Source organism: Bradyrhizobium sp. 153, from assembly GCF_023073835.1.
Lineage (GTDB): Bacteria > Pseudomonadota > Alphaproteobacteria > Rhizobiales > Xanthobacteraceae > Bradyrhizobium.
This window is the reverse complement of record NZ_JADPKH010000073.1, coordinates 1-25,204: the sequence shown is the minus strand read 5'-3', so window position 1 is coordinate 25,204 and position 25,204 is coordinate 1. Positions and strand designations below refer to the sequence as shown.

Genomic DNA, 25,204 nt, shown 5'->3' with positions numbered 1-25,204 from the left:
TGGAGTCGCTCTCTATCGCTGCGGAGGGGAAAATGCCCAAGATGATTGCGGGCATGGGCTTTGCGACGCTGGATCGCATTTACACGCCGACACGTAACCGTCCCATTGAAGCCCTCGGGGGCTCCTGTGCAAACGTCCTGGTATCGCTGGCGATGCTCGGGCATCGCGTTGCCCCCATCTTGAACCTAGGCTCTGATGACACCGGCGCTTTTCTTCTCGATGAGATCCAGCGCGCAGGCTGTGTGACACAGTTCGTTTTTCGCGAGCCCAACGAGGAATCACCGGTTATCGTTGAATATCTCGATATTCAACTCGCGCGGCACGTATTTAGCTCGACGTGTCCGGAAACGCATCGGCAGCTTCCGTCATACAGACCGATTGCAGAGTCCAATGCCGATCGGGCGAAGGGGGCGATCAGAGCGGCGTCGATTTTTTATGTCGATCGTTTGTCTGATACCACGTTGCTGGCTATGGAAGAAGCGTTCGGGGCCGGTGCGCTCGTCCTGTTCGAACCCAATTCCCTCAAGGACTGGTCGCTTTTCCGCAAGGCACTCCCGTTCATCGACATATTAAAGGCCTCGGAAGACACGCGCGCCGAAATGGACAAGCAGTCATTCGAAGCGCCTCCATATTTCATTTCGACCCACGGCAGTGAAGGCCTGACGTTGGAAGCCGGGGCTCACACCGTGACGCTCCCCTCGCTCGCCGCGCCAAGACTGGTCGATACCTGTGGCGCCGGAGATATGGTGACGACTGGCCTGATTCACGCGCTAATGAATGCTGGAGCCACCCGCCGGACGATCCGCATCGATGACGTCTATTCGGGACTAGTTGTGGGACAGTGGCTTGCGGCCCTGAACTGCGCATTCGTGGGGGCCCGCGGCGCATTTCACGCCTTCGGTGGCGCGACCATTCGCAATGCGCTGATGTCGCGGTCCGAGCGCTGCCTCGATATCGCCGGCGTCGAACCCTATGCCGGCTACAAGCGCTAAGCTATCGCGAGCTCGGACCCGGAATTTCCCTTCTGACGCGTTCCCTTCGGAGCAACGTGTCCGTTTATCGGCTTTTTCTTCTCCTTGCGAAGCTCTTCGCGCAATTCCATGAGCAGCTTGCCCAGCGTGTTCTCGCCCTTGCCGTTGACTTCCCCCCAAAACCGATTGACCGCATTATTGGTTGTGCCCGCTTCGACCAGACGGCGCGACCCCGTACCAAGCAAGAGCTGTCGAAGGTTTTCATGTTGTGAGAACTTTGCCCGCAGAACGGCGCGCATTCGGTCAATCTTGATGCTGGCCCAATTGGGCACAATGTCCCAAGTGTAAAGCCCGTGTGCGGCCATCGCCGCCAATGCTGGCGTCGGAGCCTGTAGAATCCACTCCCGGACTGCAGGCTTCGCCGCCTTGCCCGCCTGGTAAGCGTGCTCCGCCGTGGCGTAGACGCGGCCTTCGAATTCAACCTCACAACGGAAGAGGTTGCTGAACACGCCGTAAGGCTTCTCGTTTGCTCGGTAGAAGCTGATCTCACCTTTGCTTTGGTTGGTCGCCTTCTTCACAGTCTCGGACCTTGGAGCCTTCTTCCTCATATCTCTCTCCTTGATGACCTTGAGGCACGGATCTCAATGCTGTGCTCCTGGCAGTGCCGCATGATCAGAACTTCAATGAAGTTGGCGACGCTTCGGCGTTCCGCACGCGCAGCCAACTTCGCTGCGGCTTTCGTCTGCGGCTCAAGTCGAAGCGACATCGTCGCCGTTTTAAGCTTCGGCCCTTTTGGCATTACATATGCTAGCCATAGAAATTGATAATGAAGTATTAATAAATGCAAATGTAATGCGTTTTAAGTGCATAATGACAGCATACTAATCGACGGGAGCATTCACGAAGATTGGTGATGCCTGGGACGAATTGAGCCCTCCGGCGACGCGGTAACCTTATGGGTTTGAGGAACGACTCGTCGATCTTGCGCTCGAGCGACTGGCGCCTCCCAATTGACCGGCCGTTATTCTTGAGAAGTGCTCGCGGCAGCCACGACGCCCCGTTCGCGGGATCCGCCGACGGCCACCGGCTTGCCGCGGAGATCCGGATTGTCACGTTGTTCGACGGACGCACAGAAGGCGTCCATGTCGACGTGTATGATCTTACGCTGGCGGCTCGGGGAAGCCGCCTCGTCGTCATCGTCCTCGATGGTCACGTCGCTAGCCAGGCCGTGTCTTCCTTGACGCCGCGGGCGACGATCCGGAGCGTTCCGTCCGGCAGGGGCCGCTGCAGCTTCAGGGCCTCGTCTGGAGGGGCGGTCATCCAGGTAGCGACTTCTTCGGGCGTCGTCAGGTCACCGGCATCGCCTTCGGGTGGATGGCGCCGATCTCGGCGTTCGGCTCCGTCGTGAGGAATGCGTAGAGGTCATTCGTGGTCGCGCCTTCCTTGACCTTCCGCACGGACGTCCAGTTAGTCCAGATGCCGGCGAAGCAAGCGAGGGGGCGCGTATCGTCGAGGGCGAACCAGATGTCGCCGCCTTCGGCCTTGTTGAACTCACTGAAGGAGTTGAACGGCACCACACAGCGATTTTCGAGGCCGAGCCAGCGGGCCCAGTGTTTGCTCTTCACATTGCGGATGTTGGTCGTGCCGCCGTCCGGCTCCATCCGCAGCAGTTCCTTGAAATCCACTGCCTTGCCCTTGGCCTGCAGCTTTTCCGCTCGTTTCTTCGTGGCGTCCATAAGCGCCTTTGATGACGATGGCATCCCCCATCGCGCCGTAGCGAGCTCGCGACCTTCGGCCCCGTTGCGCACGATCGGTGCCTTGTAGTCCGGAAACACGCCGGGCATGGGTGCCAGATTGCCCACGTATCGGTTCACGACGCGGAACAGCGCGCTGATCGCGGCCTGGTTGGTCGTGATCGAATAGAGATTGCAGATGTGGACGGCCCCCCACTTGTCAGGATGGTAGCAGACTTTTGACCTGATCGCTTGCTATCAGATGTCCGGCCTGTTTGCGCGGACAAAGTCCGCTGGCCAAGATGGTGTTCGCTACGCACGCTCCAAGCACATAGGCGACCTTGATGATGCCAGTGTAATCTACGGAAGCTCGGGCGTATCGACCGATCGGTCCTTCCATCTACTGCGTCCTGCAAGTTCGTGGGCTATCCGCCGAGCGACCTCGCTCGCGGTGCCGATTTCAGATCAGACGGGCATGGCGGCTACCGGTCGGTTGTATACTCCGCCCGATATCATCAATCGCCAAGCGATACGGGCGAACTTGTTGGCCAAGGCCACCGCCACCAATTTCGGCGGCTTTCGCTCCAGTAGCGATGCAAGCCAGGGTGTCGGCTTATGACGGCCCTTTCGAATGTGCCTTAGCAGCGCGGTCGCGCCGACAATCAACGTCGATCGGAGCATTGAGTCTCCGGCCTTTGTGATTCCGCCATATCTTTGCCGGCCGCCCGTCGAATGATCCTTGGGTGTCAGTCCGAGCCAAGCGGCAAAGTCGCGGCCTGACCTGAACGTCTCCGGCGGCGGCGCCTTCATGCTTAGCATGGACGACCCAATCGGACCGACGCCGGGAATCGTCGCGATCCGCCTGCTGACATCATCGTCGCGGTGCCACCTCATCAGCTTGGCTTCGATCTTTGCCAGGCGGGCTTCGACCGCGGCATATTCCTCTGCTTGGAGTCGGAAGAGATCCTTTGCCATTTCCGGCAAGCTATCATCCTCGAGCACCCGCTTGATAAGTTGCGCGACATTCTGCCGACCGGCGGGGCCGACGATGCCAAACTCAGCCGCATAGCTCCTGAAAGCATTGGAAAGCTGCGACTTCACGCTAACCAGGCGTTCCCGCACAGTCATTAACATGCAGGCCGCTTGCCGTTCCTTCGATTTGACCGGTACAAACCGCATACTCGGCCGGGTGACCGCCTCGCACAGCGCTTCGGCATCGGCCGCGTCGTTCTTGCCGCGCTTCACGTAAGCCTTCACGTACTGAGGTGGGATCAGCTTCACCTCGTGACCGAACGACTGCAGCAGGCGCGCCCAATGATGCGAGCTGCCGCAGGACTCGATGGCGACGAGAACCGGTGGAAGCCGCTCGAAGTAGCGGATCATCTCGGCTCGCCGGAACTGGCGGCGGACCACCACCACCTCATTCTCATCAACACCGTGAAGCTGGAACACCGACTTGGAAGTATCCATGCCGATACGAACGGGAATATTCATTGGACTTTCCTCTCATCTATCTTTGACGCCAAGAGCGCGCCATCAAACCGCGGGGATGAGAGGCCGTCCACACCAGCACATCAATCAAGCTTCGGTTCGAGGGTGGCGAGGCTGCCAAGCCAGTTGTAGCAGAGTCGCGGATGGACGCCGGCCCGCCTTGGCGCATTTGCGGCAGCGCAGCCGGCTGGCGAGATCGTGCACGAAGGTGGTTGGCGGGTGCTTCATCGCCGCAAGGTCGACGTCGCTCGGCGTCTTGGAGCGCGCGCACCTGATTTCAAGCCAGGGAAAGCCTCCGTTCACGGCCTGATCGATGGTCGGCGACGGATCGATCGGTTCGCCGTCACTCCACATCCGCTCGTTCCAGCTTTCGCAAAGCAGCTTGTCAGCTTGCTGGATCATGGCCTCGCCCTCGGCCCGCATCTCGGGCGATTGGGCAGCAAGCATGTTGGCCATCGCGCGTGCCTTGCCGAGCTCCTTTGCCAGAGCCTTGCGATCACCGCCCGACAAGGGCGTAGGGTGATACTTCGGGGCCATCCGGACTATCCAGGCGCAAGCGATCGGATCGCGTTCCGAACGGGCTAGGACGTCTCAAACGCCGGCCAGCACCCGTCTTCTTCATGCCTGCCGGTGCGCTGCTGGCAGGTGTTGTCGAGCAACCGCTGCGCCACGTCCTTCCAGACCGCGTTGCCGCCATACAATCGGACTGCATCGGCGGCCTGGATTTCTACGATCCGCTCGCAGCGGCGGCATGAGATGCGAAGGACATGGCGTTGAATCTCGGAAAGACGTCGCTGTCGCTTCTCGGCTCCGGGGGCGGCGACGCGAGGGTCTTTCAGGACCGATTCCCAATATTCCGCCAGAAGCGGCGCAGCCAGAGGCGCAGAGGAGGGGCGTCGCCTCCGGGCCGCTTCTGCGGCCAGCTTTTCCATCTGTTTTGGCGTCGGCATGCGCCAGCTCGCGGGTCGCTCGGGGCCTCATCGTGAAAAAATCATCCTGTTGGAAGGGGGCGTGGTGTCGGAACCAAGCCGGGCCGTTCGTCTTGAATCCGGCATCAGTAATGGAGTTCCCCCGCGATGGCCCCCCGCGCTAACTGGAAAGGCTTCCTGCGTCTTTCCCTCGTCACCTGTCCGGTAGCGCTCTATCCGGCCACGTCGGAATCCGAAAAGGTCTCGTTCAACCAGCTTAATCGGAAGACCGGCCACCGCATCAAATACGCCAAGGTGGACGCTGATACCGGTGAGGAGGTCGACAACGAGGACATCGTCAAGGGCTACAAGGCGGACACCGACACATTCATCGTTCGAAGACCAGTACGAAACCGCCCTCATCGATCTCATCAACCAGAAGCGCGCCGGCAAACCGATCACCGCGAAAGCGCGACCTCGAGGCGAGAACGTCGTCGACCTGATGGACGCGCTGCGCAAGAGCATTGGAAGAGACTGGGCGGCCGCGTCAGAGGCACCGAAGAAGCCAACCAAAAAGCCGCGCAAGGCGGCGGCCGGGCAGAAGGAAATGCTGATGCCGATCGCAGGCAAGAAGCCGGCGAAAGAGGCCGCGGCGAAGAAACCGGCAGCCAAGCCGCAGCGCAAGTCGGCCTAGCGTCTCGTTAACATGCAGTGACGCCAGACGGCCGCTACTTCGTGTCCGCGGCGGGGAGCGATATGGCTGTGCTGAAAACGACTTCCAAGAGATCGAAGTTGAGCGCGGGCATTCTCGCCTACCGCAAGGGCGCTCGCGGGCTCGAGGTTCTGCTCGTTCATCCCGGCGGTCCGTTCTGGCGTAAGAAGGATGATGGCGCCTGGTCCATTCCGAAGGGCGAGATCGACGCCGCGGATCCTCCGGAACAGGTTGCGCGGCGCGAGTTTGCCGAAGAACTCGGTCCGAGTGCTTCGATTGGTCCACTCCAGCCGTTGGGGGAGGTCCGACAGCGAGGAGGGAAGCGCGTTATCGCATTCGCCGGCAAGGGCCATTTTGACCCGGCGACGCTTTCCAGCAATACCTTCGATATTGAATGGCCGCCCCGAAGCGGTCGGCGGCAGAGCTTTCCCGAAGTCGACCGCGCGGAATGGTTCAATATCGAGTTCGCACGGACCAAGATGCTGACCGCTCAGGTACAGCTTCTCGATCGTCTTTTGGCGATCGCCGTTGAGAGAGCTGAGACATGACGTTCAGGATTGGAATCATTTCGGACACGCACGGCCTGTTAAGGCCCGAGGCGGAACGAGGCTTGGCGGGCGTCGATCACATCATTCATGCCGGCGACATCGGGCGTCCCGAGATCGTCGACGCGCTCCGCCGGATTGCGCCCGTCACCGCCATCCGCGGAAACGTGGACAATGGCGAGTGGGCCCGCGAATACCCCGACACGAACCTCGTGCGCCTGGCGGGAAAGTCGATCTACGTTCTGCACGACCTGAAGACGCTGCAGGCCGATCTTGGCGCGGGCATCGACGTCATCGTCTCCGGGCATTCCCACGTGCCGAAGATCGATACGGTCGGTGGCGTTCTCTACCTGAATCCCGGAAGCGCGGGACCGCGGCGCTTCAAGCTGCCGATCACGCTTGCGACGCTCGATGTCACTTCTCAGGGCATGCGACCGGAAATCCATGACCTTGGAGGCGACTGAGCGCACCACCGCGCTGGGAATTCACAGCGGAGGAGGCGAATGCGTTAATTCGTTCCGTTTGCCGGTCACATTCGAAGGGAAGCGTTATTTGCGCGGACGTTCTCGCTCGCGCACGACTTCCTTCGCCCGCTTGTCGGACCGGAGCCCGAGGTAGACGGGCTGGCGCAGTTCGCCCTTGCTCGTCCACTCCGCGAACTTGACCTCGGCAACGAGCGAGGGCCTGACCCAGGTCGTGGCGGCCTCGTCCTTCACTTTGGCAGGGAACGGCGATTTAGGGGCCGTCAGCTTCACGAGCTTGCCATGCAGGTCTTCCAGGATTTTGTGGCTGAAGCCGGTGCCGACATGTCCGATATAGAGCCATGCGTCGTCTTCCCGCACGGCGAGGACCAGGGCGCCGAAGAATGGCCTGGTGCGCCTGGGTGCCGTGAAGCCGGCGATCACCACTTCCTGACGCTTTGCCGTCTTGATCTTCAACCAATCCGCCGTTCGGCTTCCTGATGTATACGCGCTGTCGGCGCGCTTCGCCATGAGGCCTTCCAAACCCTTCCGCTCGGCATCGACGAAGAATTCGTGCCGTCTCCTTTGCGGTGAGTGCTGAAGGCGATCAGCCTGTCGCGCGGCAGAATCGCCTTCAGCCGCTTCTTGCGCTCGAGGAGAGGCTGCCTGCGCAAGTCCACTGCGTTCTCGAACATGAGGTCGAAGGCGCAATACAGGAGCTTCGCTTCATGGCGCAGCGAGTTTTGAAGCAGCTGGAAATGTGAGACGCCGTCCTTTCCGATCGCGACGAGCTCACCGTCGATCACGGCGTCGCCCTTCACGCCCTCCAGCGCTTTAGCGACCTCGATATAGCTGCGGCTGATGATCTTGCCGTTGCGGCTGTAGAGTGCAACCTTGCCCCGCCGGATTTCTGCGATCATCCGGAAGCCGTCATACTTGTCCTCGAAAACCCAGCCGGGGTCATTGAACGGCGCGTCGGTGAGCGTGGCGAGCATCGGCTGGAGGCGCTTGGGCAAGGGCGACGTCCGGCTCATTCGAGGTCAATCCTTCGGAGCGCGTTGCGAAATGCATGGACGTCCTTCAAGGATTAGGGAACGCTTCGAGGCCGCGTCGTGTTCCGCAGGCGTCGTGGCGTGAGCACGATCGATCGCGGAGGGCGGATCGGACCGATGGCCAGAAAACTGAAGACCTATCAGACCTCGCTGGGCTTCGTCGGTCAGGCGATCGCCGCTCCCTGCATGAAAGCGGCTCTGGAAGCGTGGGGCGCAGATAGCAATCTCTTCCATCAGGGCGCGGCAAGGGAGAGCCACGATCGGGACGTCGTCGCCGCGACCATGGCAAAGCCCGGCGTCGTTCTCAGGCGCCCGGCCTGATCCGACAGATCTTCAACGACCCGACCGGAACCGAACTTACCTTTCGCGGTTTGGAAATCGTATTCAACACTAGGGAGCGCCCCATGGGAGAGCGCCGCAGAGTGAAGCAGACCCGCTCGCTTGAAGAACGAATGGCCGAACAGGCCAATAAGCTTAAAGAACGGGCGAGCCAGTTACCGGCTGGTACGGAACGTGAGAGTTTACTTAAGCGAGCCAGGATCGCCGAGACCGGCGCGCATCTAAGCGACTGGCTGACGTCGCCCGGATTGCAGCCACCCAAATAAGGCTTCGGAACGACTGTTCACTTTGGTACTCTCAGGAACATCGACACGGCACGCGGTGATTCGATGCTCCAAATGATTTTGACAATGTGCGGGATTGGGACTGCACTGGTCGGCATCTTAATCAGCGTATTTGAGTGGCGCGCATTGGTGGGCTATTGGCGCCTAAAGAGGCGCCCCCCGGCAAATTTCGACATGAAGTAAGACCGTCTCAGTTGGCGACCTCGTCGTTATTGTAGCGCGTCCTCTGTTGTCCCATCGCGGCATTTGATGCGGTTGAACAAAGGCGGGCGGTGTCGAGGCGGACCGGACATCGACCCAGATCTGTGAGTACCCTAGTACGCGTACTGCGGCTTGGTTCACGGCGGCGCGGTCCCGTCGCTTCTCAGGAGCGAGCTCCATGACGGCCCGATGTAGCTCGGCCGGTATCGTGCAGTTGGCTTTCCAAGGGATTGTTGGCAAACTGCCAGGCGATCGAATGCATCCATCACAGGTCCTCCCGCAGGCCCCGGTGGAACGGGTGCCGGACCTTTCCCTCGGCCGACTTCGCGCGATACTCGGTCTCGGCGAGCAGCTTTGGTTCGACCCAGATGCCCTTATGTGCGATCCGCTTCGTGTACGGTTGCGTTCCGGATCAGCGGCATCAGTTTCTTCTGGAGGTCAGCGGCGGACGTCTTGTCAAATCCGTGGTCGAGCTTGCCCGCATAGACCAGATCGTCGCCGTTGCGGCGATCGACATCGATGCCGTCCCATTTTCCCTCGTCGAGTCAGCGATCGTCAGTGTCTCGCGCTGGATGCAGGTTTTCTTCACCCAATCGCCTGTACGCCCCTTCGGATAGGGAGCATCTCGCACCTTCGAGACGACGCCTTCCAGACCGAGTTTGCAGGCATGCGCGAACATCTCGCGTCCCTCGATCTCGAAGCTTTCGCTGAACTGGACGTCGGTACCATCGACGATTTTCCTGAGCTCGGCTTTCCTCTGGATCAGCGGCAGCTTTCGGAGATCGCGGCCATTCAGGTAGAGCAGATCAAAGACCACCAGCACAATGCTCGTTGACTTGCCCTTGAGCTCGTTCTGCAGCACCGAGAAATCCGTGGTGCCGTCGGCGGCGGGGACGACGATCTCGCCGTCGATGACGGCTGAGCTCGCGCTGATCCGCCACGCGTGATGGGCGACCTTCTTGAAGCGGTGGGTCCAGTCATGGCCGCGGCGCGTGAAGACCTTCGCCGCCTCGTTGGCCAAGTGGATCTGGACCCAGTAGCCGCCGAACTGGATTTCGTGAATCCAGCGTTCTCCGGACGGCACCCTCTCGATCGAGGTGGCCAAGGACGGTTCGATGAAGCCGGGCATTGGGGCCTTCACGCCGATGGTCGCCGGTTTTCGACGCTGAAACGCCACTGAAGCACTCCACGCAACAGCTGATTCAAACTGACACAGGTCGAATCGTTCCGGAACCCGTGAATCCTTTGCTGCGTTGGTCTGCTAGCAATCCGACAGGAGGAGCCGATGGCGGCAGCGAAGAAGACGGGGCGCGGGCGCAAGCAGGACCGGGCCCGTGTGGCCGGCGGCCAAAAGTATGAAGTGGGGTACGAATCCAAGAAGACAGGACGGTCGGCGTCAGCGGTCAAGAAAGCTGTCAAAAAGGTCGGCAACAACCGGAAGCGTGTCGAGAAGCGTCTCGGACGATAAATTTTTTGCCCGCCTCAAATGTCCAGCGCGTTGCCTAGACCTCGGGCGGGCATTCGGGGCAGGTATCGCCGATCGAGTCCAGGACCTCGGTTAGCGCGCCGGCAGCCGCCTCGGGCGAAAGGCCCGGTGGCGGATCCTGGCGGGCGATTTCGACCGCCCGCTCGCGGGCGTATGGATCGGCGCGGTCCTGCATCCAGCCGTGGTACTCACACTCGCGGATCGCGCCTGCCTCCTCCAGCACGGCCACCGCCCGCCCGCGTACCGTGCGGGTCGCCGTTCGCCTCTCCTTGGTCATCAGCATCAAAATCGCTCCTGCGCGAGGGGCGAATCCTTGCGGCCCTCAATCCGTTCCGGCTGCTAACACAGAGCAGGGATTCCAAATCGTCGGGGCAGGTGCTTTTCCACGCGTTCCGCCGCCTGTGCATAGGCTGTAAGCTTGTCTTCCTTGTCGCGCCTCGTCTGGCAAAGGGTGCTGCAGCGCCTTTGCCTCATCCCAAGCGGCGCATTGGGACACAACTTTCCTCTTCGCCGGTTGACCAGCCTACCATCTAAGGCGAGAACCTGCCGACGCAGAAACCACTCGAGAACTGGCCAAATCCAATCCGCGAGATTTGATATAGCTACAACGTCATTGGAATGCTTCGAACCTCTGTGGCTTTGATTCTCACCATTCTGTCGGGTGTGGCGCTGGCCGACGATTTTGTCGGACAGGCTAGCGTGATCGACGGCGATACGTTGGAAGTACATGGAGCGCGTATCCGGCTTTGGGGTATCGATGCACCGGAGAGCAGTCAGCTGTGCCGCGGCGAAGACAGCTTGCAATATCGTTGCGGTGCGCAGGCGGCGAACGACCTTGACGCCTTCATTGCCCGCCGTCCCGTCAATTGTGTTCCAGTCAGCCTCGACCCGTATGGCCGGACCGTCGCGACCTGCTCGGTCGCAGGCAGGGATCTCGCTGAATGGCTTGTACGGAACGGTCTTGCGTTGGATTGGCCTCAATACTCGAAGGGCAGATATCGCGAGGCTCAGCGCGAGGCTGAGCGTACCGGCCAGGGACTCTGGAAGGGAAGCTACGTCGAGCCGTGGCTCTATCGTGCATGCATCCGGGCAAGTGGGAAGCCGGCCACCTGCTCGGATGACACAAATGCCCATCCTTGATGCGGTTCCGGAGAGATGCCGATCCACAACGTGTATTGGCCTATCATCACAGGTTGGGCAGGTGGCTCTGGCGCGGTTTGGGCGACTCACGCTACCCATCATTCCCAATCACCTCACTGCATAATGGGAATGAAATGGTTGCAGCAACCCGTGAATTGCCGACCTCTGGTTACGCGATTGAAGTGGACGGCCGGTTCAAAGCCGAATTTACAACCAGAGACGGCGCCAAGGCGGCTGGCGAAGAACTAAAGAAGCGTTTTCCGTTGCTTCAGATCAGGATCTACGACGCGCAGACGCATGCTCGCGAGGAAATCTAGATCGCCGGTTCGAGTCTAAGCGGAGTTCTTCCGCTTGCGCGCGTGCGGCTTTCGCCGCATCGGGCTCTCGTGGAACCGAGCCGCTTTGCGTCTCGGTAGGGTGGGCGCGGGATACCTCGACGAGGATATCCCTACGCCTCCCCCCAAACCGTGCGGGCACTTTTCAATGCACACGGCTTTCCATACGCGCATGCTCTCGACCGGAGACGGTTGCACGGCACGACGGACACAGGACGATGGTCTTGCGCCGCCAACCGGACCGTTTCCAATCCGTCAGCGATCCGCTTCGCAGGTCTCCTGCGCGGCGGAGGTGATGCATCTCAAATGGTCCCGTCGTATCGCCGCATGCCTCGCATCTGCGAGCGTTGAGGCGATCGATCAGATCATTTGGGCTTTTGACCCACCACGCCCCTGCTGTGACGTTGTCGACCACAGGACTCGTCCAGTAGGTTTGGGTCAGATGCTTCAGCCTCCACAGCTTGATCCTGCGAAGCTTACCACGGACCACGGAGCTAACCTCGTAGTCCGTACCATTCCACAGACGCGCCATGGTTCTCGCTCTCGTCGTCCGATGTCGCATCGCCAGCGTCTTCACGAGGCTGCGGAACACAACAAGCTCCAACAGCCCCAAGGCGCCCTTGAAGTCATCAGCAAACGAATGGTAGTTCGTAAAACCACGGAACTCTGAGTTATAGGCGAGGACGGTTGCGACATCGCTGGTAACCAAGAACTGCTCACGCGCACGGCCGGTTTTTCTGGCGAGATCGCCATAGCCATGTCGCTTGCAGAACGCGGTAACCTCCTTCCGCGGCACTCGCAAACTGACATTGCCGGTGGTCGGCCGGCGTACCACGCGCCATGTCCGTCCATCCGGTCCCGTGCGGTTGGATTTACGTCCAGCCCCATAGGATGTGTATGTCGAGATGCGATAGCTCAGGAAGGTCACTCCCTTTGAAGCGGCGTAGACCCCACTTTTCTCGGGCGACACGCTGAGCTTCAATGTCTGCGTCAAGAATTGTTCGACGCAAGCCATGATCTCACACGCTTCCCGCTTGCTCCCGATCACGCCGATGAGGAAATCGTCGGCGTAGCGGCAGTAGCGGAGCCTTTTGAAGTTGGGGTCCATCGGATCGACGGAAGGCACTTTCCGTCTTTCCTGATTGACGGCTTTGATCTCCGCGAATGCAGCGTCGATCTCGGCCCGATCCGCGCCTTCGGCGCGGAGCCGTTCAATTTTCCGGCGGAGACTAAGGACGCGCCGTTCCAGCGCCGCGTAGCGCGGGAATGGACGTCGATCGCGACCCTTGTCGAAGCCCGCCTTCATCATCTGCATGTGCTGATCCAGCTCGTGCAGATAGATGTTGGCGAGCAAGGGCGAGACAACGCCGCCCTGTGGCGTGCCACTGTAAGTGCGTCCGTAGACCCAATCTTCCATGTAGCCTGCTTTGAGCATTCCTTCGATCAGACCGATGAACCTGTCGTCATCGATCCGCTTCTTGAGAAGCCCAAGCAGAATGTCATGGTCGATGTTGTCGAAGAACCCACGTACATCCACTTCGACTAGCCACTTGCAGCCCGTCCAGGTCTTCTTGATGGACTTGAGCGCGGTATGACAGGATCGTCCCGGGCGGAACCCATGCGACTCATCGAGGAACACGGGTTCGTAGATCGCTTCGAGCAGAATCCTGACCGCCTCCTGAACGAGCCGGTCTTCCACCGTAGGGATACCCAGCGGTCGTGTTTTGCCGTTGTCCTTCGGGATATAAACCCGCCGGACTGGCCGGAAGCGATAAGTGCCGTCTGCTACCCGCCTGGCGACGTCAGCGAGCTTCGCCAGCGACATGCCGTCGAAGGTCTTGCCATCTACGCCAGGCGTTAGGGCTCCCTTGTTGCGAGAGACCTTTTCGTAAGCCCGCTCGAAGAGATGCGGACATCTCATCAGGCGGTGAAGGCCATTTGCGCGCTTACCCGACCGCGACAAAGTCGGCAGTGATTCAATTCTTCTCTGGATGGTAGCGGCCCGCATCAGCAGAACCTCTCCGTCGAAGAATTTCTTCTACGCATACTGCAAATGCCGTTATTAGCGACATCGTCCTTCCCCCGCTCGGAGGCGCTTTCGGTCCGGTCACCCGGCCTTATACGCATGATCGTCCGCCTCGCGGCGGCTGTCCCGGCCATTACGTCGGGCATTTGGGTACTATGACGGCTCCGTCGCCATACAGGTCCTCGAAAGAGCCTGCTGCAGGCGATCCCGTAGTTGCGTGTGTGGGAAGTTGCGGCGTGTTTAGGTGTCCCATTCGTCTCCTTGACCCACCGATGGTGGTCGTCCCACGCGGACTGGTGGCAAATCGCACTGGCCGGTGCGATCTGCCCCGCGTGGCATAGCGTGTCAGCCGCGTTCGCTACGGCCAGCCCTTTGGCAACTGGAAACTGGGATTCAGGCAATACAGCTTTCACCATGCACACCTTACTCTGTGCTCTCCACCGGACTGCGGCGCCCGACTTCGAGACGTTTCCCGGCATGCTCTGGTCCCGTTCTCCTTTCGGAGTCTCAGTCGTTTCCGACACCGGTAAGCCGGGCAAGTAAGAGCCATAACCAGCAGGCTCCATTCTTTCGAACACTCCCTTCTTCTCCACGCCTCAACGGCGCACGCCATCCCGGCTTCGATCCCTCGCGCCAAGAGCTTCGGAGCTCCTCGCCGGGGGCACTCGGGAAAGGGGGCTCGCCTTCGGCGATCGCTATCACTGCCCCGTTCCCGGGTGCCGCTGTTAACCGGTCTCGTCGCTGCACTCGGACCAGCGTGCCCCTTCGGGTCGCTATGCTCACGCTCTCCGGGTGCCATTTTCCGCTGAGGTGATGCGCCGTTGGCGCACGCCTGATCAGGGCCTGCGGCCCTGGGCGGTCAAGGCCAAGCCCTATGATGAAATGGACGGAAGGCGGGCCGCCTCGTAGATTTCGCACTCTCTCGCGGAGAGGCTGAGAGTAAGAGTGTCGTGCGGATTTGCCGTGACGGGTTACAGGCTGCGAGAGAGGCTCGCACCGCCCGTCGCGGAGATCCGCGATGTCCAGATATTATCCTCGGGCGTGCACCGGTGAGGACCGGGCGAGCCTTTATGACGAAATCACCAACAAGATCATCGCCGAGCTGGAAGCCGGCGGAGTGCCGTGGGTGCAGCCATGGGGCTCCGCGGCGGCGAAGGCGCAATTGGCCTTGCCGAAAAGCGCCGCGACCGGTCGCCACTATAGCGGCATTAACATCTTAATCCTCTGGGCGGCCGCAACCGAGCGCGCATTCACAGGTCAGAGCTGGCTTACATTTCGCCAGGCGCTGTTGCTCGGCGGTCACGTCCGCAAGGGCGAGCGCGGCACGACCATCGTCTACGCCGATCGTTTTGTGCCGGCCGACGAAAAGCGGCGCGCGAGCGAGAACGGTGAGGAAGCGCAGGCCATTGCATTCCTCAAGCGTTTCACGGTGTTCAACAGTGATCAATGCGAGGGCTTGCCTTCCGAGATCACAACGACGGCACCGCCTCCGCCGCCAGGCCTGATCGAGCCCCGGGTCGAAAAGCTTATCAAGGCGACTAGCATCGACTTCCGGATCGGCGGCAATCGCGCCTTCTATGTGCCGGCAGAAGATTATGTGCAGGTGCCGCCACCGCAAGCCTATTTCGAGCCGATCAATTGGCATCGAACGGCCCTGCATGAGCTGGCGCATGCCAGCGGCCATCCGTCACGTCTCAACCGCGACTTGTCAGGCGGCTACGGGACCAGGAAGTACGCGTTTGAGGAACTGGTTGCGGAGATCTCGTCTGCGTTCAGTTGCGCTTCGCTCGGTATCGTGCCGACGGTGCGGCACGCCGACTATATTAGCTCCTGGCTTGAAGTGCTGCGAGAAGACAATCGCGCGATTGTGCGAGCTGCTTCACAAGCCAGCAAGGTTGCGGACTATCTCCTTGGATTCTTGCCGGAAGTTGTTGTCGACATGACGACCGAGAGAGCGGAGCAGGAAGCCGCGTAAAGATCTTGCCAGTCACTTCGGAAACGAGAGTGAGAGGGGAGATGCGGTTTTCGCGACGGGTTGGAGGCCGAGAGAGAGGCTCCCGGCCGCCCGTCGTGGAGAATCCACATGACCAAGGCTGTCCAAAAGATCACGCTGTCACCCTCGCGCGACATTCCGTTCAACAAGCTGGTGCTCAGCCAGTCGAACGTGCGGCGCGTGAAAGCGGGCGTTTCGATCGAGCAGCTCGCGGAAAGCATTGCGCAGCGCACTCTCTTGCAGAGCCTAAATGTCCGGGCTGTACTCGATGGAGAGGGTGACGAAACCGGCATGTTCGGCGGTCGGCGTTATCGCGCACTGGAACTTCTCGTCAAGCAAAGCGCATGGCGAAGACGCAGGTCGTTCCGTGTGTCGTGCGCGAAGCCGAGGAGGAAGACCCGGCAAGGCCGTTGCTAGATCGGCTCATCATTGAACTGACGGCGCACCGTACGCTGGCATTGCGGGCGCTGGCCGAAAATCCTGCGATCGCGTTCCAGGCAGTGCTGCACAACTTCGTGCTGACGGCCTTTTACCGGTTTGCTTCGTCCGGGAGCTGCCTTGAGATTTGGCTGCGCACGCCAACCTTTCCTGCTCAAGCTCCGGGCTTGAGGGAAAGCGTCTCGGCTAAGGCTGTCGAGGTGCGGCATGAGGGCTGGAACGCACGGTTGCCGAAGAGCGAGAACGATCTCTGGGATGCGCTGACGGCTCTCATGGTGGTGCACAGGCGTCGCTGTTCGCCCACTGCGCGTCCTTTGCGGTCAACGCCGTCTATCAGCCGGCCAATCGTTACAATCAGGGTCGCGTCTCAGCCCACGGCGTCCGCACGCGTCTCGACCAGGCCAACGTGCTAGCGCGCTGCCGGAGTTGACATGGTGCAGGCTGGCTGGAAGTCAACAACTACATCGGCCGCGTCACTAAGCCTCGCATTCTGGAGGCGGTGCGGGAAGCCAAGGGCGAGTCGTCGGCGCAACTGATCGACCATCTGAAGAAGGCCGACATGGCCAAGGAGGCCGAGCGTCTCCTGGATGGCTCGGGCTGGTTGCCAGAGCCGCTGCGCCTCGACGATTCCAGCCCGTCTTCGGCGGAGCCGGAAGGTGAAGCGGGCCCGCTGCCAGAATTCCTCGCTGGCGAGGAGGATCCGGAGAACCGCAGCGACGAGCATCCGCAACAGCTCGACGCGGCTGAGTGACAGCATAAGGGCTGGCTCCGGCTGTCCCGCGCTTGCTCGGGGACCGATGCACAGCGTCGGTCCCCATTCTTATGACCGAGGCTGAGAGGGAGAGTGGGGCCGGGATGGGTTTGAATCGCCGTGGTCTTGAGGAGAGCGCCGGGCGATTCGACCCGTTCCTGCTCTCCGAAAGAAATCCCATGACCGACTCTCTCGCAAGCGGCGCTGCCGCCGCGCCGCTCCCGATGCGTGCCGCTGCCACTATCACCTCCGCTGCAGTCAGGGCTGCGCGACAGCTCTTGACCGATCTCGAACGCGGCCGGCGCATCGATGCCGCCGTCCTGCGTGGCGCCATGGAGGCTGCCTTCGGCGCCTCGGATGCGGCAGGTAGCTGGAATTGGAAGACCGCCTATGACACCTGCGAGGCGGCCACCGTTCTATTTCTTCGCAAGTTCGGTCCGGCGATGGGGACCAAGGCTGGTTCGACGGCGGCGATGTTGCCGATGCTGGCGAGAGTAGCCAGTCTCCTGCCGACGCACACGCGGCGTTCCGAGGACAGCCAGGCGCTTCAACAATTCTCGACGCCGATCCCACTGAGGCTGGCTGCATGTACCGCGGCCTGCATCACGCCTTCCGACTGGGTTTTGGAGCCGTCTGCGGGCACCGGCTTGCTCGCCATCTTTGGCGAGCTCGCCGGCGGCGCATTAGTATTGAACGAGTTGTCCGAACCCCGTGCGGAGTTGCTGGATCACCTGTTCGCCGGCGTTGAGGTCACCCGGTTCGACGCCGCCCAGATCGATGATCACCTCGAAGCCGATTTCGTACCTAGCGTCGTCTTAATGAATCCGCCGTTCTCGGCGCTGGCGAATGTCGATCGGCGAATGGCGGACGCGGCGCTCCGGCACATCGCTTCGGCCTTGGCGCGCCTTTGCGACGGTGGGCGTCTGGTCGCCATCACGGGTGCAAGCTTCGGGCCGGACAATCCGGCGTGGCGAGATGCCTTCGTTCGCCTTCAGGGACGCGCGCGAGTTGTGTTCTCTGCCGCCATCGATGGCGCTGTCTACGCGATCCTCGTGTTCTCCGACGCGGGCGGTACGGGCAGGAGCTACCACGCCGAATTGTCGGCCAGGAATCGCTGCCTGCGGGTCCACTATTTGCTCGAGCCCGGATGGAAGGCGGACGCCGCGATCCAGGGTCTCGGCCAGACCAACCGGACCAACCAGGCGCAGCCGCCGCTGTTTCGGCCCGTTGCGACCGGCGTGAAGGCCGAGAAGCGCTTCTTGAGCACCATCGCTCGCCGGCTCGACACGTTGGGAGCGATTACGCGCGGCCAGCGCCAAACCGGAGGGCAGGGCCTGTTCCGGCCCGAGGACAATCTCGAAAGCCAGTACGGACGGGATGCGTTGCGCCAGCTCTATACGCTGCTCGCGCGTGGCAAGGTCGACGGCTGCTCACTTGAGACATTCGAGGGTGCAACCGGCCTGAAGCTAACAGATACCAACGGGCCCAGGGATGACCTGCCGCCGATCACGACCTTCCTGAACCGGCTGCTGGCGCTCACGATCGAACTTCAGAACATCCTGTTCACCGTGTTCGAGCAGCTCTTGGCCGCTCGGATCGAGGGCGCGGTCGCATCCGGCACCTATGACCTGGGACTGGAAACGCTCCGCGCCGAAAGCTTCGTCGTTACCGACCGGAGCACGATCTATACCCATCCGGGCACTGGCGCCGAGACCCGGCTTCTCACGATTACCCAGCGCCAGCGCACTCATCCGGTGAGCCTGGATGATGCTCTTGCTCGTCGTTCCGACCATCGTGCCGTCCTCTTGATCAATGAGCGATCGGGCCGTGCCGCCCTACAGCTCCCGGCTCCGAGTTTCATACTTGATGACGGCGAGATCGAGCGGCGCGTCCGCCTGATCCACCCCATGGAGCAGCACCGCGCTCGCTTGACGATGATGGCGGAAAGCCATTGGGTCGAGGCCGACCGTGATGGCTTCGCCGCAGCCTGGCTGGCGGAGCTCGCCGAGGTCCCCGAGTTCACGGAAAGCATGATTCACGTCGTGGCCGGCTTGCTACTGCCCATCTGGAAGCGGCTGCCTAACGAGCCGACGCGGGTCTATCGGCTCCAGACCGATGCGGGCGAGCGCGTCATCGGCCGCAAGGTCTCCGCGACCTGGGTCGCGAACCTCCTTGCGGCTGACGCGCCGGCACTGACGCCGGACGCGGCCTTCGCCGCGCTGATGGAGGGGCGGACCGTCCTCGAGCTCGCGGAGGGGCTCCAGCTTCGCCGTGCCCGGGTGATGGGCGCATACCGCATCGAACTGTCTGGGTTCAACGACACGATGCGCGACCGCTTGCGGGCCTACGGCCTCTTCGGAGGAATCATCTCCTGGAAGCTGCGCATATTCGTGCCCACCGACGCGAGCGGCGTCGAGATCCTGGCGAAGGTGCTTGAGCAGTATCCAGTCGCGCGCATCAGCGAGCGGGAGGCCGCCTGATGCCCCGCGATGCCATCGAACTGGCACGCCGCCTCGCGCGTGAGGCCGAGGCGGTGTGCCGCCACTATCTCTCCAACGGCAAGCGGCAAGGGCGGTACTGGCTGGTCGGAGACGTCCACAACACCCCGGGGCGCTCGCTGTTCGTGCGGCTCCAGGAATCGCCGAAGGGGCCTGCCGGCAAATGGACAGACGCCGCGACCGGCGAGCATGGCGATCTCCTCGACGTCATCCGCGAAAGCCTGGGATTGCGTGACTTCCGCGAGACCGCCGAGGAAGCAAGACGCTTCCTGAAATTGCCTCGCGCTGAACCGGAACTCTTCTCAAGGCCCGTCGGTCCGGCAGCACCGGCCAAATCGCAAGAGGCTGCCCGTCGGCTCTTTGCAATATCCAGCCCGATCGAGGGGACCGTGGTCGAATCCTATTTGCTGAATCGCGGAATAGCTCACGTCCATCATGGTGGCAGTCTGCGTTTCCACCCGCGCTGCTACTATCGGCCGGACGAGCACCTGCCGATCGAGACTTGGCCAGCGATGATCGCTTCTGTCACTGATCTCGATGACAGGATCACCGGGGTACACCGTACCTGGCTCGACCCGGTCGGCTTTGATCGCGTTCGGCTCGGCAAGGCTCCGATCGATACGCCACGACGCGCGATGGGCGACCTCCTCGGCAATGCCGTTCGTTTCGGCGTGGTGGACGATATACTCGCCGCCGGCGAGGGCATCGAGACCATGCTGTCGCTGCGCTACGTGTTGCCGACAATGCCGATGGCCGCTGCGCTTTCGGCTAACCACCTCGCAGCCATGTTGCTGCCGTCTGGCTTGCGTCGGCTCTATATCGCTCGCGATGCCGATGCCGCCGGTGATACGGTGCTCGCCGTTCTGACCCAGCGCGCAGCAGACGCCGGCATTGAAGCGATCGCGTTGTCGCCACGGCTGGGCGACTTCAACGAAGATCTGCACGTCTTCGGTCTCGACGGTCTCCGAGCGGCCTTGCGGATTCAGCTCGTACCCGAGGATGTCGTCCGCTTCTTGCATTCGTCGACGGTGCCCGCGGAATAGGTCACGACGGTTCGATCGACCGTGACAGGTCGGTCATGGGCGAGGCCAATACCGGAAGGGGACGCGACCTCGGCCTTCTAGAGGGCGATCGGACGGCAAGCGGCCCGGGCCGGCAATGGCTGCGTCCGGCTATTTTCCGCCGCGCGCCGGCAATTGAAACGCACGTCATATGTCTAGTCAGCGCGCTTTGCATCGCGAAGCAAAATAGCCGGCCTTCGCCATCCTCCGCTGCCGCTTCGGCCCTTCGGGTTCTGGCCTGTTCCGCCCGCCGTCTGAGTGATCGCCACGAAGGCCGCGAAGGGCGCGGCCAAACCCGGCAAAGGACCTCCTTCCATGACCGACCATGACGACGTCGAACCGCCGCACGCCTCTTCTCCGACCGACCACGTGCTCACCGAACTACAGCTCTTCGGCTACCGTCCCTTCGACGACCAGCCTGACCCGAGACCGCTTCCCGAAGGCAAGATGATCTCCGGGGCCGTGGCCCATATCTTCGACGCCCTGGTCGCGACCCTGAACGACACGCGGCTCGAGCCGGACCTTGACGATCTGCTCTGGTCGACCGTCAACTTGTTCCGTCGTGCCGTCGATCGCATCGAACGCCAGCTCGACGACAACGAGCAGGCGCAGCACAAGAGCCAGCGCGAGCAGAACGGCTCCGAAGTACGATCGGTCGAACTCGAGCGCCTCACGGCTGAAGGCATCACGCTGATCGAGCGCCGCAACTGCCTGGAACTCTTCCGCGACCAGGCGATCGAACGCTTTGAAGTCCACACCGGTTCGTCCTGGCGTCCGCGGTCGGGGTCACTGGTCAACCACCGCACGCTAACCGCGGCAATGATCGACTCCCGCGACTTCATCGCAGCGAAACGCCGCGCCGAGACCGAGGTCCTGGTGCCGCCAGGACCCAAGATCGCACTCACCGGCGGGCTCGACTTCAACGACCACCACCTCATCTGGGATCGCCTCGACAAGGTTCACGGCAAGCATCCCGACATGGTCCTGGTCCATGGCGGCTCCCCGAAAGGCGCCGAACTCATCGCCTCCAAATGGGCGATCAATCGCAAGGTACCGCAAATCGCCTTCAAGCCCGACTGGACCAGGCACGCCAAGGCGGCACCGTTCAAGCGCAACGACGCCATGCTCGGGCTCCTGCCGATCGGCGTCATGTACTTCCCCGGCACTGGAATCCAGGACAATCTCGCCGACAAGGCGAAGCGGCTCGGCATTCCCGTCTGGAAGTTCGGCGGCGCGTGAGCGCCGTCTTGCTCGCATCTAAGATGGCAGGGTGGAGTTGCACGCCGCAACTCCGCCTCGTTTCGATATCAGGTCCGAAGCCGCGCCGCGGTGGTGGTGGAAGGCGCGACCAGTATATCTATGCACTGGAGCCACCGCCATGCTCGCCCTTCGGCTTGTCCTCAACACATTCGGCATCGGCTTGTTCTGCTGGCTGACCTTTGCGCTGGCGGTCTATGCCTTGCCGTTTTTCGTCGCACTCAGTGTCTGGATGTCGGCATTTCGTGATGGCGCGGGCGTTTTCGGTGCACTGCTCATCGGAATTGCTTCTGGCGCGCTGACGCTTGCCGCTGGTCAGGTCGCCATCGCCGCTAGTCAGTCCTTGACTTTGCGCGTCGCGATCGGAAGCGCATTTGCCGTCCCTGCGGCAATCGCCGGCTATGATGCAGTGTTTGCGCTTTCGCAGATCGGGGGGCTTCGCTGGCTTGGCGCGAGGCCTTCGCTTGCCTAGGTGCGGTTTGCATCGGCGGCGCGGCATGAACGCGCTTGAGAGTTTTGGCGAAGACCCGCCCACTCGAGTCAGGTCGGGCGGTGGAGCGGTTCCAGCCAGTTCTTACCGCCACTCTCCGCAAGGGATGACCCTTGCGCCTTCATCATCGAACAGGTTCGCGTAGATCGGTACGTTGAATGAGGGATCATCGGGACGCGAGCAGGGAGCCAGTCCTTCTCGGAGTGCCTTGACCAATCCGCGTCCATTTCGGCCCAACCCACGTAGCTGCAGCGGTGCGGCGTGCCCCTTGATCATTCCTTCGAAGAGGACTTCAGCCCTTTGCAGCAGATTGTTTCTCTTTCTACGCCGGATCGTTCGCCGCTCTTGTTCAGAGGAACCGAGATATGCCACGTCTTCTGCTTATTGCGGTTCAGCACGCGACGCACGTGGCCTCTTTGATGGCTTGATCTGGCCCAAGACCGGCTGCGCCTCGATCGTCTGAGCCGCAACGCCGTTGATGCGACTTTCTTCCCCTGGGCTTCGCCCATTCCTCGCGAGACAAGAAAGTCGCCACAACGGCGTCCTCCGCTGCGCTCCGGCCCTTCAAGCGGGTGCGTCGCCGATCGTCTTCGGCTTCAGATCGCCATCGAGGCCGCGGTGGTCGCGGGCTCGAAACACAAACAGGAGAAGTAACATGGCTAATATCGGTTCGTTCAAGAAAGTCGGTAACGAGTTTCACGGCGAGATCGTCACCCTGAGCCTTCAGACCAAGGGCGTCCGCATCGTCGCCGAAACCAACCGCTCCAGCGACAACGCGCCCAGCCACCGCATCTACGTGGGCCGGGCGGAGATCGGGGCAGCCTGGTCGAAGCGCTCCGAGGAGGGCCGCGACTACCTCTCGCTCAAGCTCGACGATCCCTCCTTCAACGCACCGATCTACGCGAACCTGTTCGATGACGAAGGCGGCGAGGGGTACACCCTGCTCTGGTCGCGGCCGCGCAAGAACGGCGAGTGAGACTCGCTCTAAAGCCCGCCCGAGTTGATCGGGCGGGTTCCTTTTGGAGCCTAAAGTCGAAAACATCAACGCTGCGCCGCTGCATCGCCGCAGTCGATTTTCGTGATTTCGCCTTCTAGAGCTCGCAGTGCCACTACCGATTTGGGTGGTCATAAAGTCGCTCTTACGCAGCAGTGCTATTTCTTCTTGGAACTGGCTCGCCGGCTTGCGACCTTAGGCCAGCCCTTCGGTGTTGTCGCTCCTCTGGGTGGCTGAACCGAGCCTTCAGCACAAGTGAACACCCAGCGTGTCGGCCAGCCAGTCGAGAAACATCAATTCTCCGGTTCTCAGATTGCCTCCCGAGGCCACCATATATGAGTGGTCACTGCCGGCACTGTAGGCACGTGGCTCTTGGGGAACCGAGGCCTTGCCGATGCTGGTCCCAGTTGTGCGGAGCGCGTCTGCCTCGCCGCTGCGCAACCGTCTGCTGATCTTGCATCGGGCAGCAACAGACAGGCACCCACGGTTGGTGTGCTGTAGTGCGCATTCAGGGAGAGCAACATCACCTTTGGTTCAAAAATGCGCCGCGGCCGGTGTCCCGAGCCACAAGTCCCCAATCGTAGATTTGCATTAGATTTGCGTCGCTGTGCCAAGATGGAGGATGTAGCAGGGACGGAGAATGTGATGGCGCTCCGGCAACTTGCCTCCCTGACATTGAGCGATGAAGTTCGTGCCGAACAAGTCGCTGACGACGCGGCGGAAGACGGTTCTGGTGCTGGCGCTGCGAGCGCGAATCGTGCTGACCTGCGCGGAAGGCGGTCAGAACAAGGAAGTGGCGGCCAAGCTGGGCCTTGAGGGGTCGAGGGTAGGCGGCGGCGTTTTGTGGAGCGGCGCGTCGACGAGCCACGCTTCGGGCGCCGCGTACGGTTGAGGATGCCCGCATCGAAGCCGCGATCGTGAGGACATTGGAGAGTTGCCCTGAGAACGCCATCCATCGGAGTTCCCGCGGCATGGCGAGCCAGCGGCCTGTCGGTGTCGACCGTGCAACGCATCTGGCCGGCCTTCGGGCTCCAGCCGCACCCGACGGAGACCGTCAAGCTCTCCACGATCCAAACTTCATGGCCAAAGTGCGCGACGCTGTGGGCCTTTACGTCCGGCCGCCGGAGCTCGTGTCGTTCTATGCGTGGATGAGAAGTCCCAATCCGGGCGCTGGACCGCAGCCACCATGCTGCCGATGCGTCCCGGCCAGCCGGCCCGAAGGAAGGATGACTACAGAAGACATGGCACCACATCGCTGTTCGCCGCTCTCGACATTGCGACAGCACGAGCCAACGGCGAAGTGCTAGCGAGGTCGCCGTGCTGCCAAATTCCGTCAGTTCCTCGACGAGATCGAGGCCGCTGTGCCGCGCGAGCTCGAGGTCCATCTCGTCATGGACAATTACGCCACGCATAAGTCCGCACTGATCCAATGATGGATGGCTAAAAGACAGCGCTGGCACGTGCACCTGACCCCGACCAGTTCGTCATGGCTCAACTAGGCCGGGCCTTTCTTCGTTCTCCTCCCGGATAAAAAGATCAGGCGGGCGCAGCGTCGCCGCCCTCCGGGCAGACATCACTTCGTTTATTGATCGACACAACGCCCATCCCAAACCGTCCCGATGGAGGAAGTCCGCCGATCACATCCTTCCATTCATCGAACGCTTCTGCCGGTACAATGCCCCGACAAACACAATGTGATGTTGCGATCTTGTTCAGGACAGGACCTTCCGCCGAACTGCCGCTCGATGCAGACCTCGAAGTCCGTGCCCATGTCTCTTGTGCTTCGGCTTTAGTCCTTGCTTGAGGGGAGGCTGAAAGCACGCGGCTGTCTGCATCGGACCGAGCATGTGCCGTCATGACAAGGCCGCTGTCCGGGAAAGTTCGGGACCATGTGCGGCGTGAAATCCATCGAAGAAGGTGGCCAAGATGCAGGATTTAGGTAAGCGCTTAGCCGTGACCCTATTGAGGCTGGCTTGACGTTTTGCGGAATCGCCACGGCATGAGATCATCGATCTTGCTATGGGGATGACCGTCGATG

19 protein-coding genes and 9 pseudogenes are annotated in these 25,204 nt (G+C 61.4%); 17 read left to right on the top strand and 11 right to left on the bottom strand.

All coding sequences use genetic code 11. From position 1 onward, the window contains the following. Positions 1-32 precede the first annotated feature (32 nt). Positions 33-992: a PfkB family carbohydrate kinase gene (locus tag IVA91_RS16230; RefSeq protein ID WP_247458977.1), complete on the top strand. Its 960-nt coding sequence runs from the start codon at positions 33-35 to the stop codon at positions 990-992. Here IVA91_RS16230 and IVA91_RS16225 read toward each other — a convergent pair. From IVA91_RS16225 to IVA91_RS16200, 6 genes and pseudogenes are all read right to left on the bottom strand, one after another. Next, the gene (locus IVA91_RS16225) at positions 989-1,579 is read right to left on the bottom strand and encodes an NADAR family protein (protein ID WP_247458976.1); all 591 of its coding nucleotides are present in this window, start codon (positions 1,577-1,579) and stop codon (positions 989-991) included. The genes IVA91_RS16230 and IVA91_RS16225 overlap by 4 nt on opposite strands. A 431-nt stretch (positions 1,580-2,010) precedes the next feature. After that, positions 2,011-2,184 (bottom strand): annotated as a pseudogene (locus IVA91_RS16220) (DNA polymerase IV); the annotation flags it as partial. Further along, positions 2,181-2,905 (bottom strand): annotated as a pseudogene (locus IVA91_RS16215) (SOS response-associated peptidase family protein). The pseudogenes IVA91_RS16215 and IVA91_RS16220, both read right to left, overlap by 4 nt. A 264-nt stretch (positions 2,906-3,169) precedes the next feature. Then, a complete protein-coding gene (locus IVA91_RS16210) occupies positions 3,170-4,198 on the bottom strand; it encodes an IS110 family transposase (RefSeq protein WP_247458975.1) in 1,029 nt (342 codons plus the stop codon). An 84-nt stretch (positions 4,199-4,282) separates the two neighbouring features. Then, positions 4,283-4,732 (bottom strand): hypothetical protein, encoded by a 450-nt coding sequence (locus IVA91_RS16205; protein ID WP_247458974.1) that lies wholly within the window; start codon positions 4,730-4,732, stop codon positions 4,283-4,285. Between the two features lie 44 nt (positions 4,733-4,776). Further along, entirely contained in the window at positions 4,777-5,145 is a 369-nt protein-coding gene (locus tag IVA91_RS16200) for a hypothetical protein (protein ID WP_247458973.1), read from the bottom strand. 126 nt (positions 5,146-5,271) lie between these two features. Between IVA91_RS16200 and IVA91_RS16195 the strand changes: the two are divergent. The 3 genes and pseudogenes from IVA91_RS16195 to IVA91_RS16185 all read left to right on the top strand — a co-directional run bounded on the left by IVA91_RS16195 (position 5,272) and on the right by IVA91_RS16185 (position 6,824). Next, a pseudogene (locus IVA91_RS16195) lies at positions 5,272-5,797 on the top strand (Ku protein). 62 nt (positions 5,798-5,859) lie between these two features. Further along, positions 5,860-6,363 (top strand): NUDIX domain-containing protein, encoded by a 504-nt coding sequence (locus tag IVA91_RS16190; protein WP_247458972.1) that lies wholly within the window; start codon positions 5,860-5,862, stop codon positions 6,361-6,363. Then, positions 6,360-6,824 (top strand): metallophosphoesterase family protein, encoded by a 465-nt coding sequence (locus IVA91_RS16185; RefSeq protein WP_247458971.1) that lies wholly within the window; start codon positions 6,360-6,362, stop codon positions 6,822-6,824. The genes IVA91_RS16190 and IVA91_RS16185 overlap by 4 nt, the downstream gene beginning before the upstream one ends. Positions 6,825-6,908: 84 nt before the next feature. Here IVA91_RS16185 and ligD (IVA91_RS16180) read toward each other — a convergent pair. Next, a pseudogene (gene ligD / locus IVA91_RS16180) lies at positions 6,909-7,855 on the bottom strand (non-homologous end-joining DNA ligase). A 135-nt stretch (positions 7,856-7,990) separates the two neighbouring features. Between ligD (IVA91_RS16180) and IVA91_RS16175 the strand changes: the two are divergent. Then, positions 7,991-8,191: pseudogene (locus IVA91_RS16175) on the top strand (cell envelope biogenesis protein TolA); the annotation flags it as partial. An 86-nt stretch (positions 8,192-8,277) separates the two neighbouring features. Continuing rightward, positions 8,278-8,478: a hypothetical protein gene (locus IVA91_RS16170; RefSeq protein WP_247279082.1), complete on the top strand. Its 201-nt coding sequence runs from the start codon at positions 8,278-8,280 to the stop codon at positions 8,476-8,478. 484 nt (positions 8,479-8,962) lie between these two features. Here the strand turns inward: IVA91_RS16170 and ligD (IVA91_RS16165) are convergent. Then, positions 8,963-9,874: pseudogene (ligD, locus tag IVA91_RS16165) on the bottom strand (non-homologous end-joining DNA ligase). 108 nt (positions 9,875-9,982) lie between these two features. Here ligD (IVA91_RS16165) and IVA91_RS16160 point away from each other — a divergent pair. Then, the gene (locus tag IVA91_RS16160) at positions 9,983-10,165 is read left to right on the top strand and encodes a DUF3606 domain-containing protein (protein ID WP_247279081.1); all 183 of its coding nucleotides are present in this window, start codon (positions 9,983-9,985) and stop codon (positions 10,163-10,165) included. Positions 10,166-10,199: 34 nt separating this feature from the next. On the opposite strand, the gene IVA91_RS16155 is transcribed toward IVA91_RS16160, so the two are convergent. Beyond that, entirely contained in the window at positions 10,200-10,466 is a 267-nt protein-coding gene (locus IVA91_RS16155; protein WP_247279080.1) for a hypothetical protein, read from the bottom strand. Positions 10,467-10,801: 335 nt separating this feature from the next. Between IVA91_RS16155 and IVA91_RS16150 the strand changes: the two genes are divergently transcribed. Together IVA91_RS16150 and IVA91_RS16145 are read left to right on the top strand one after the other, a co-directional pair. Continuing rightward, positions 10,802-11,323: a thermonuclease family protein gene (locus IVA91_RS16150; protein WP_247458970.1), complete on the top strand. Its 522-nt coding sequence runs from the start codon at positions 10,802-10,804 to the stop codon at positions 11,321-11,323. 134 nt (positions 11,324-11,457) lie between these two features. Further along, a complete protein-coding gene (locus IVA91_RS16145) occupies positions 11,458-11,640 on the top strand; it encodes a hypothetical protein (RefSeq protein WP_247279078.1) in 183 nt (60 codons plus the stop codon). A gap of 163 nt (positions 11,641-11,803) precedes the next feature. Here IVA91_RS16145 and IVA91_RS16140 read toward each other — a convergent pair whose 3' ends face one another. Next, positions 11,804-13,666: a reverse transcriptase domain-containing protein gene (locus tag IVA91_RS16140; protein ID WP_247458969.1), complete on the bottom strand. Its 1,863-nt coding sequence runs from the start codon at positions 13,664-13,666 to the stop codon at positions 11,804-11,806. Positions 13,667-14,702: 1,036 nt separating this feature from the next. On the opposite strand from IVA91_RS16140, the gene IVA91_RS16135 reads away from it, so the two are divergent. From IVA91_RS16135 to IVA91_RS16110, 6 genes and pseudogenes are all read left to right on the top strand, one after another. Beyond that, entirely contained in the window at positions 14,703-15,659 is a 957-nt protein-coding gene (locus IVA91_RS16135) for a zincin-like metallopeptidase domain-containing protein (RefSeq protein WP_247450356.1), read from the top strand. 108 nt (positions 15,660-15,767) lie between these two features. Next, positions 15,768-16,866 (top strand): annotated as a pseudogene (locus IVA91_RS16130) (ParB/Srx family N-terminal domain-containing protein). Positions 16,867-17,045: 179 nt separating this feature from the next. Then, positions 17,046-19,346, top strand: coding sequence for a strawberry notch C-terminal domain-containing protein (locus tag IVA91_RS16125; protein ID WP_247458968.1), 2,301 nt, complete (start codon positions 17,046-17,048; stop codon positions 19,344-19,346). After that, on the top strand, positions 19,346-20,407 hold the full coding sequence (locus IVA91_RS16120; protein WP_247419224.1) for a toprim domain-containing protein: 1,062 nt from the start codon (positions 19,346-19,348) through the stop codon (positions 20,405-20,407). The genes IVA91_RS16125 and IVA91_RS16120 overlap by 1 nt, the downstream gene beginning before the upstream one ends. A 333-nt stretch (positions 20,408-20,740) precedes the next feature. Then, positions 20,741-21,664 (top strand): DUF2493 domain-containing protein, encoded by a 924-nt coding sequence (locus IVA91_RS16115; RefSeq protein WP_247458967.1) that lies wholly within the window; start codon positions 20,741-20,743, stop codon positions 21,662-21,664. A gap of 139 nt (positions 21,665-21,803) precedes the next feature. Next, a complete protein-coding gene (locus IVA91_RS16110) occupies positions 21,804-22,154 on the top strand; it encodes a hypothetical protein (RefSeq protein WP_346015498.1) in 351 nt (116 codons plus the stop codon). A gap of 102 nt (positions 22,155-22,256) precedes the next feature. On the opposite strand, the pseudogene IVA91_RS16105 reads toward IVA91_RS16110, so the two are convergent. Further along, positions 22,257-22,417 (bottom strand): annotated as a pseudogene (locus tag IVA91_RS16105) (DUF736 family protein); the annotation flags it as partial. 410 nt (positions 22,418-22,827) lie between these two features. On the opposite strand from IVA91_RS16105, the gene IVA91_RS16100 reads away from it, so the two are divergent. Together IVA91_RS16100 and IVA91_RS16095 are read left to right on the top strand one after the other, a co-directional pair. After that, on the top strand, positions 22,828-23,148 hold the full coding sequence (locus IVA91_RS16100; protein WP_247278035.1) for a DUF736 domain-containing protein: 321 nt from the start codon (positions 22,828-22,830) through the stop codon (positions 23,146-23,148). Positions 23,149-23,811: 663 nt separating this feature from the next. After that, positions 23,812-24,864, top strand: a pseudogene (locus IVA91_RS16095) (IS630 family transposase). Positions 24,865-25,204: the final 340 nt, after the last annotated feature.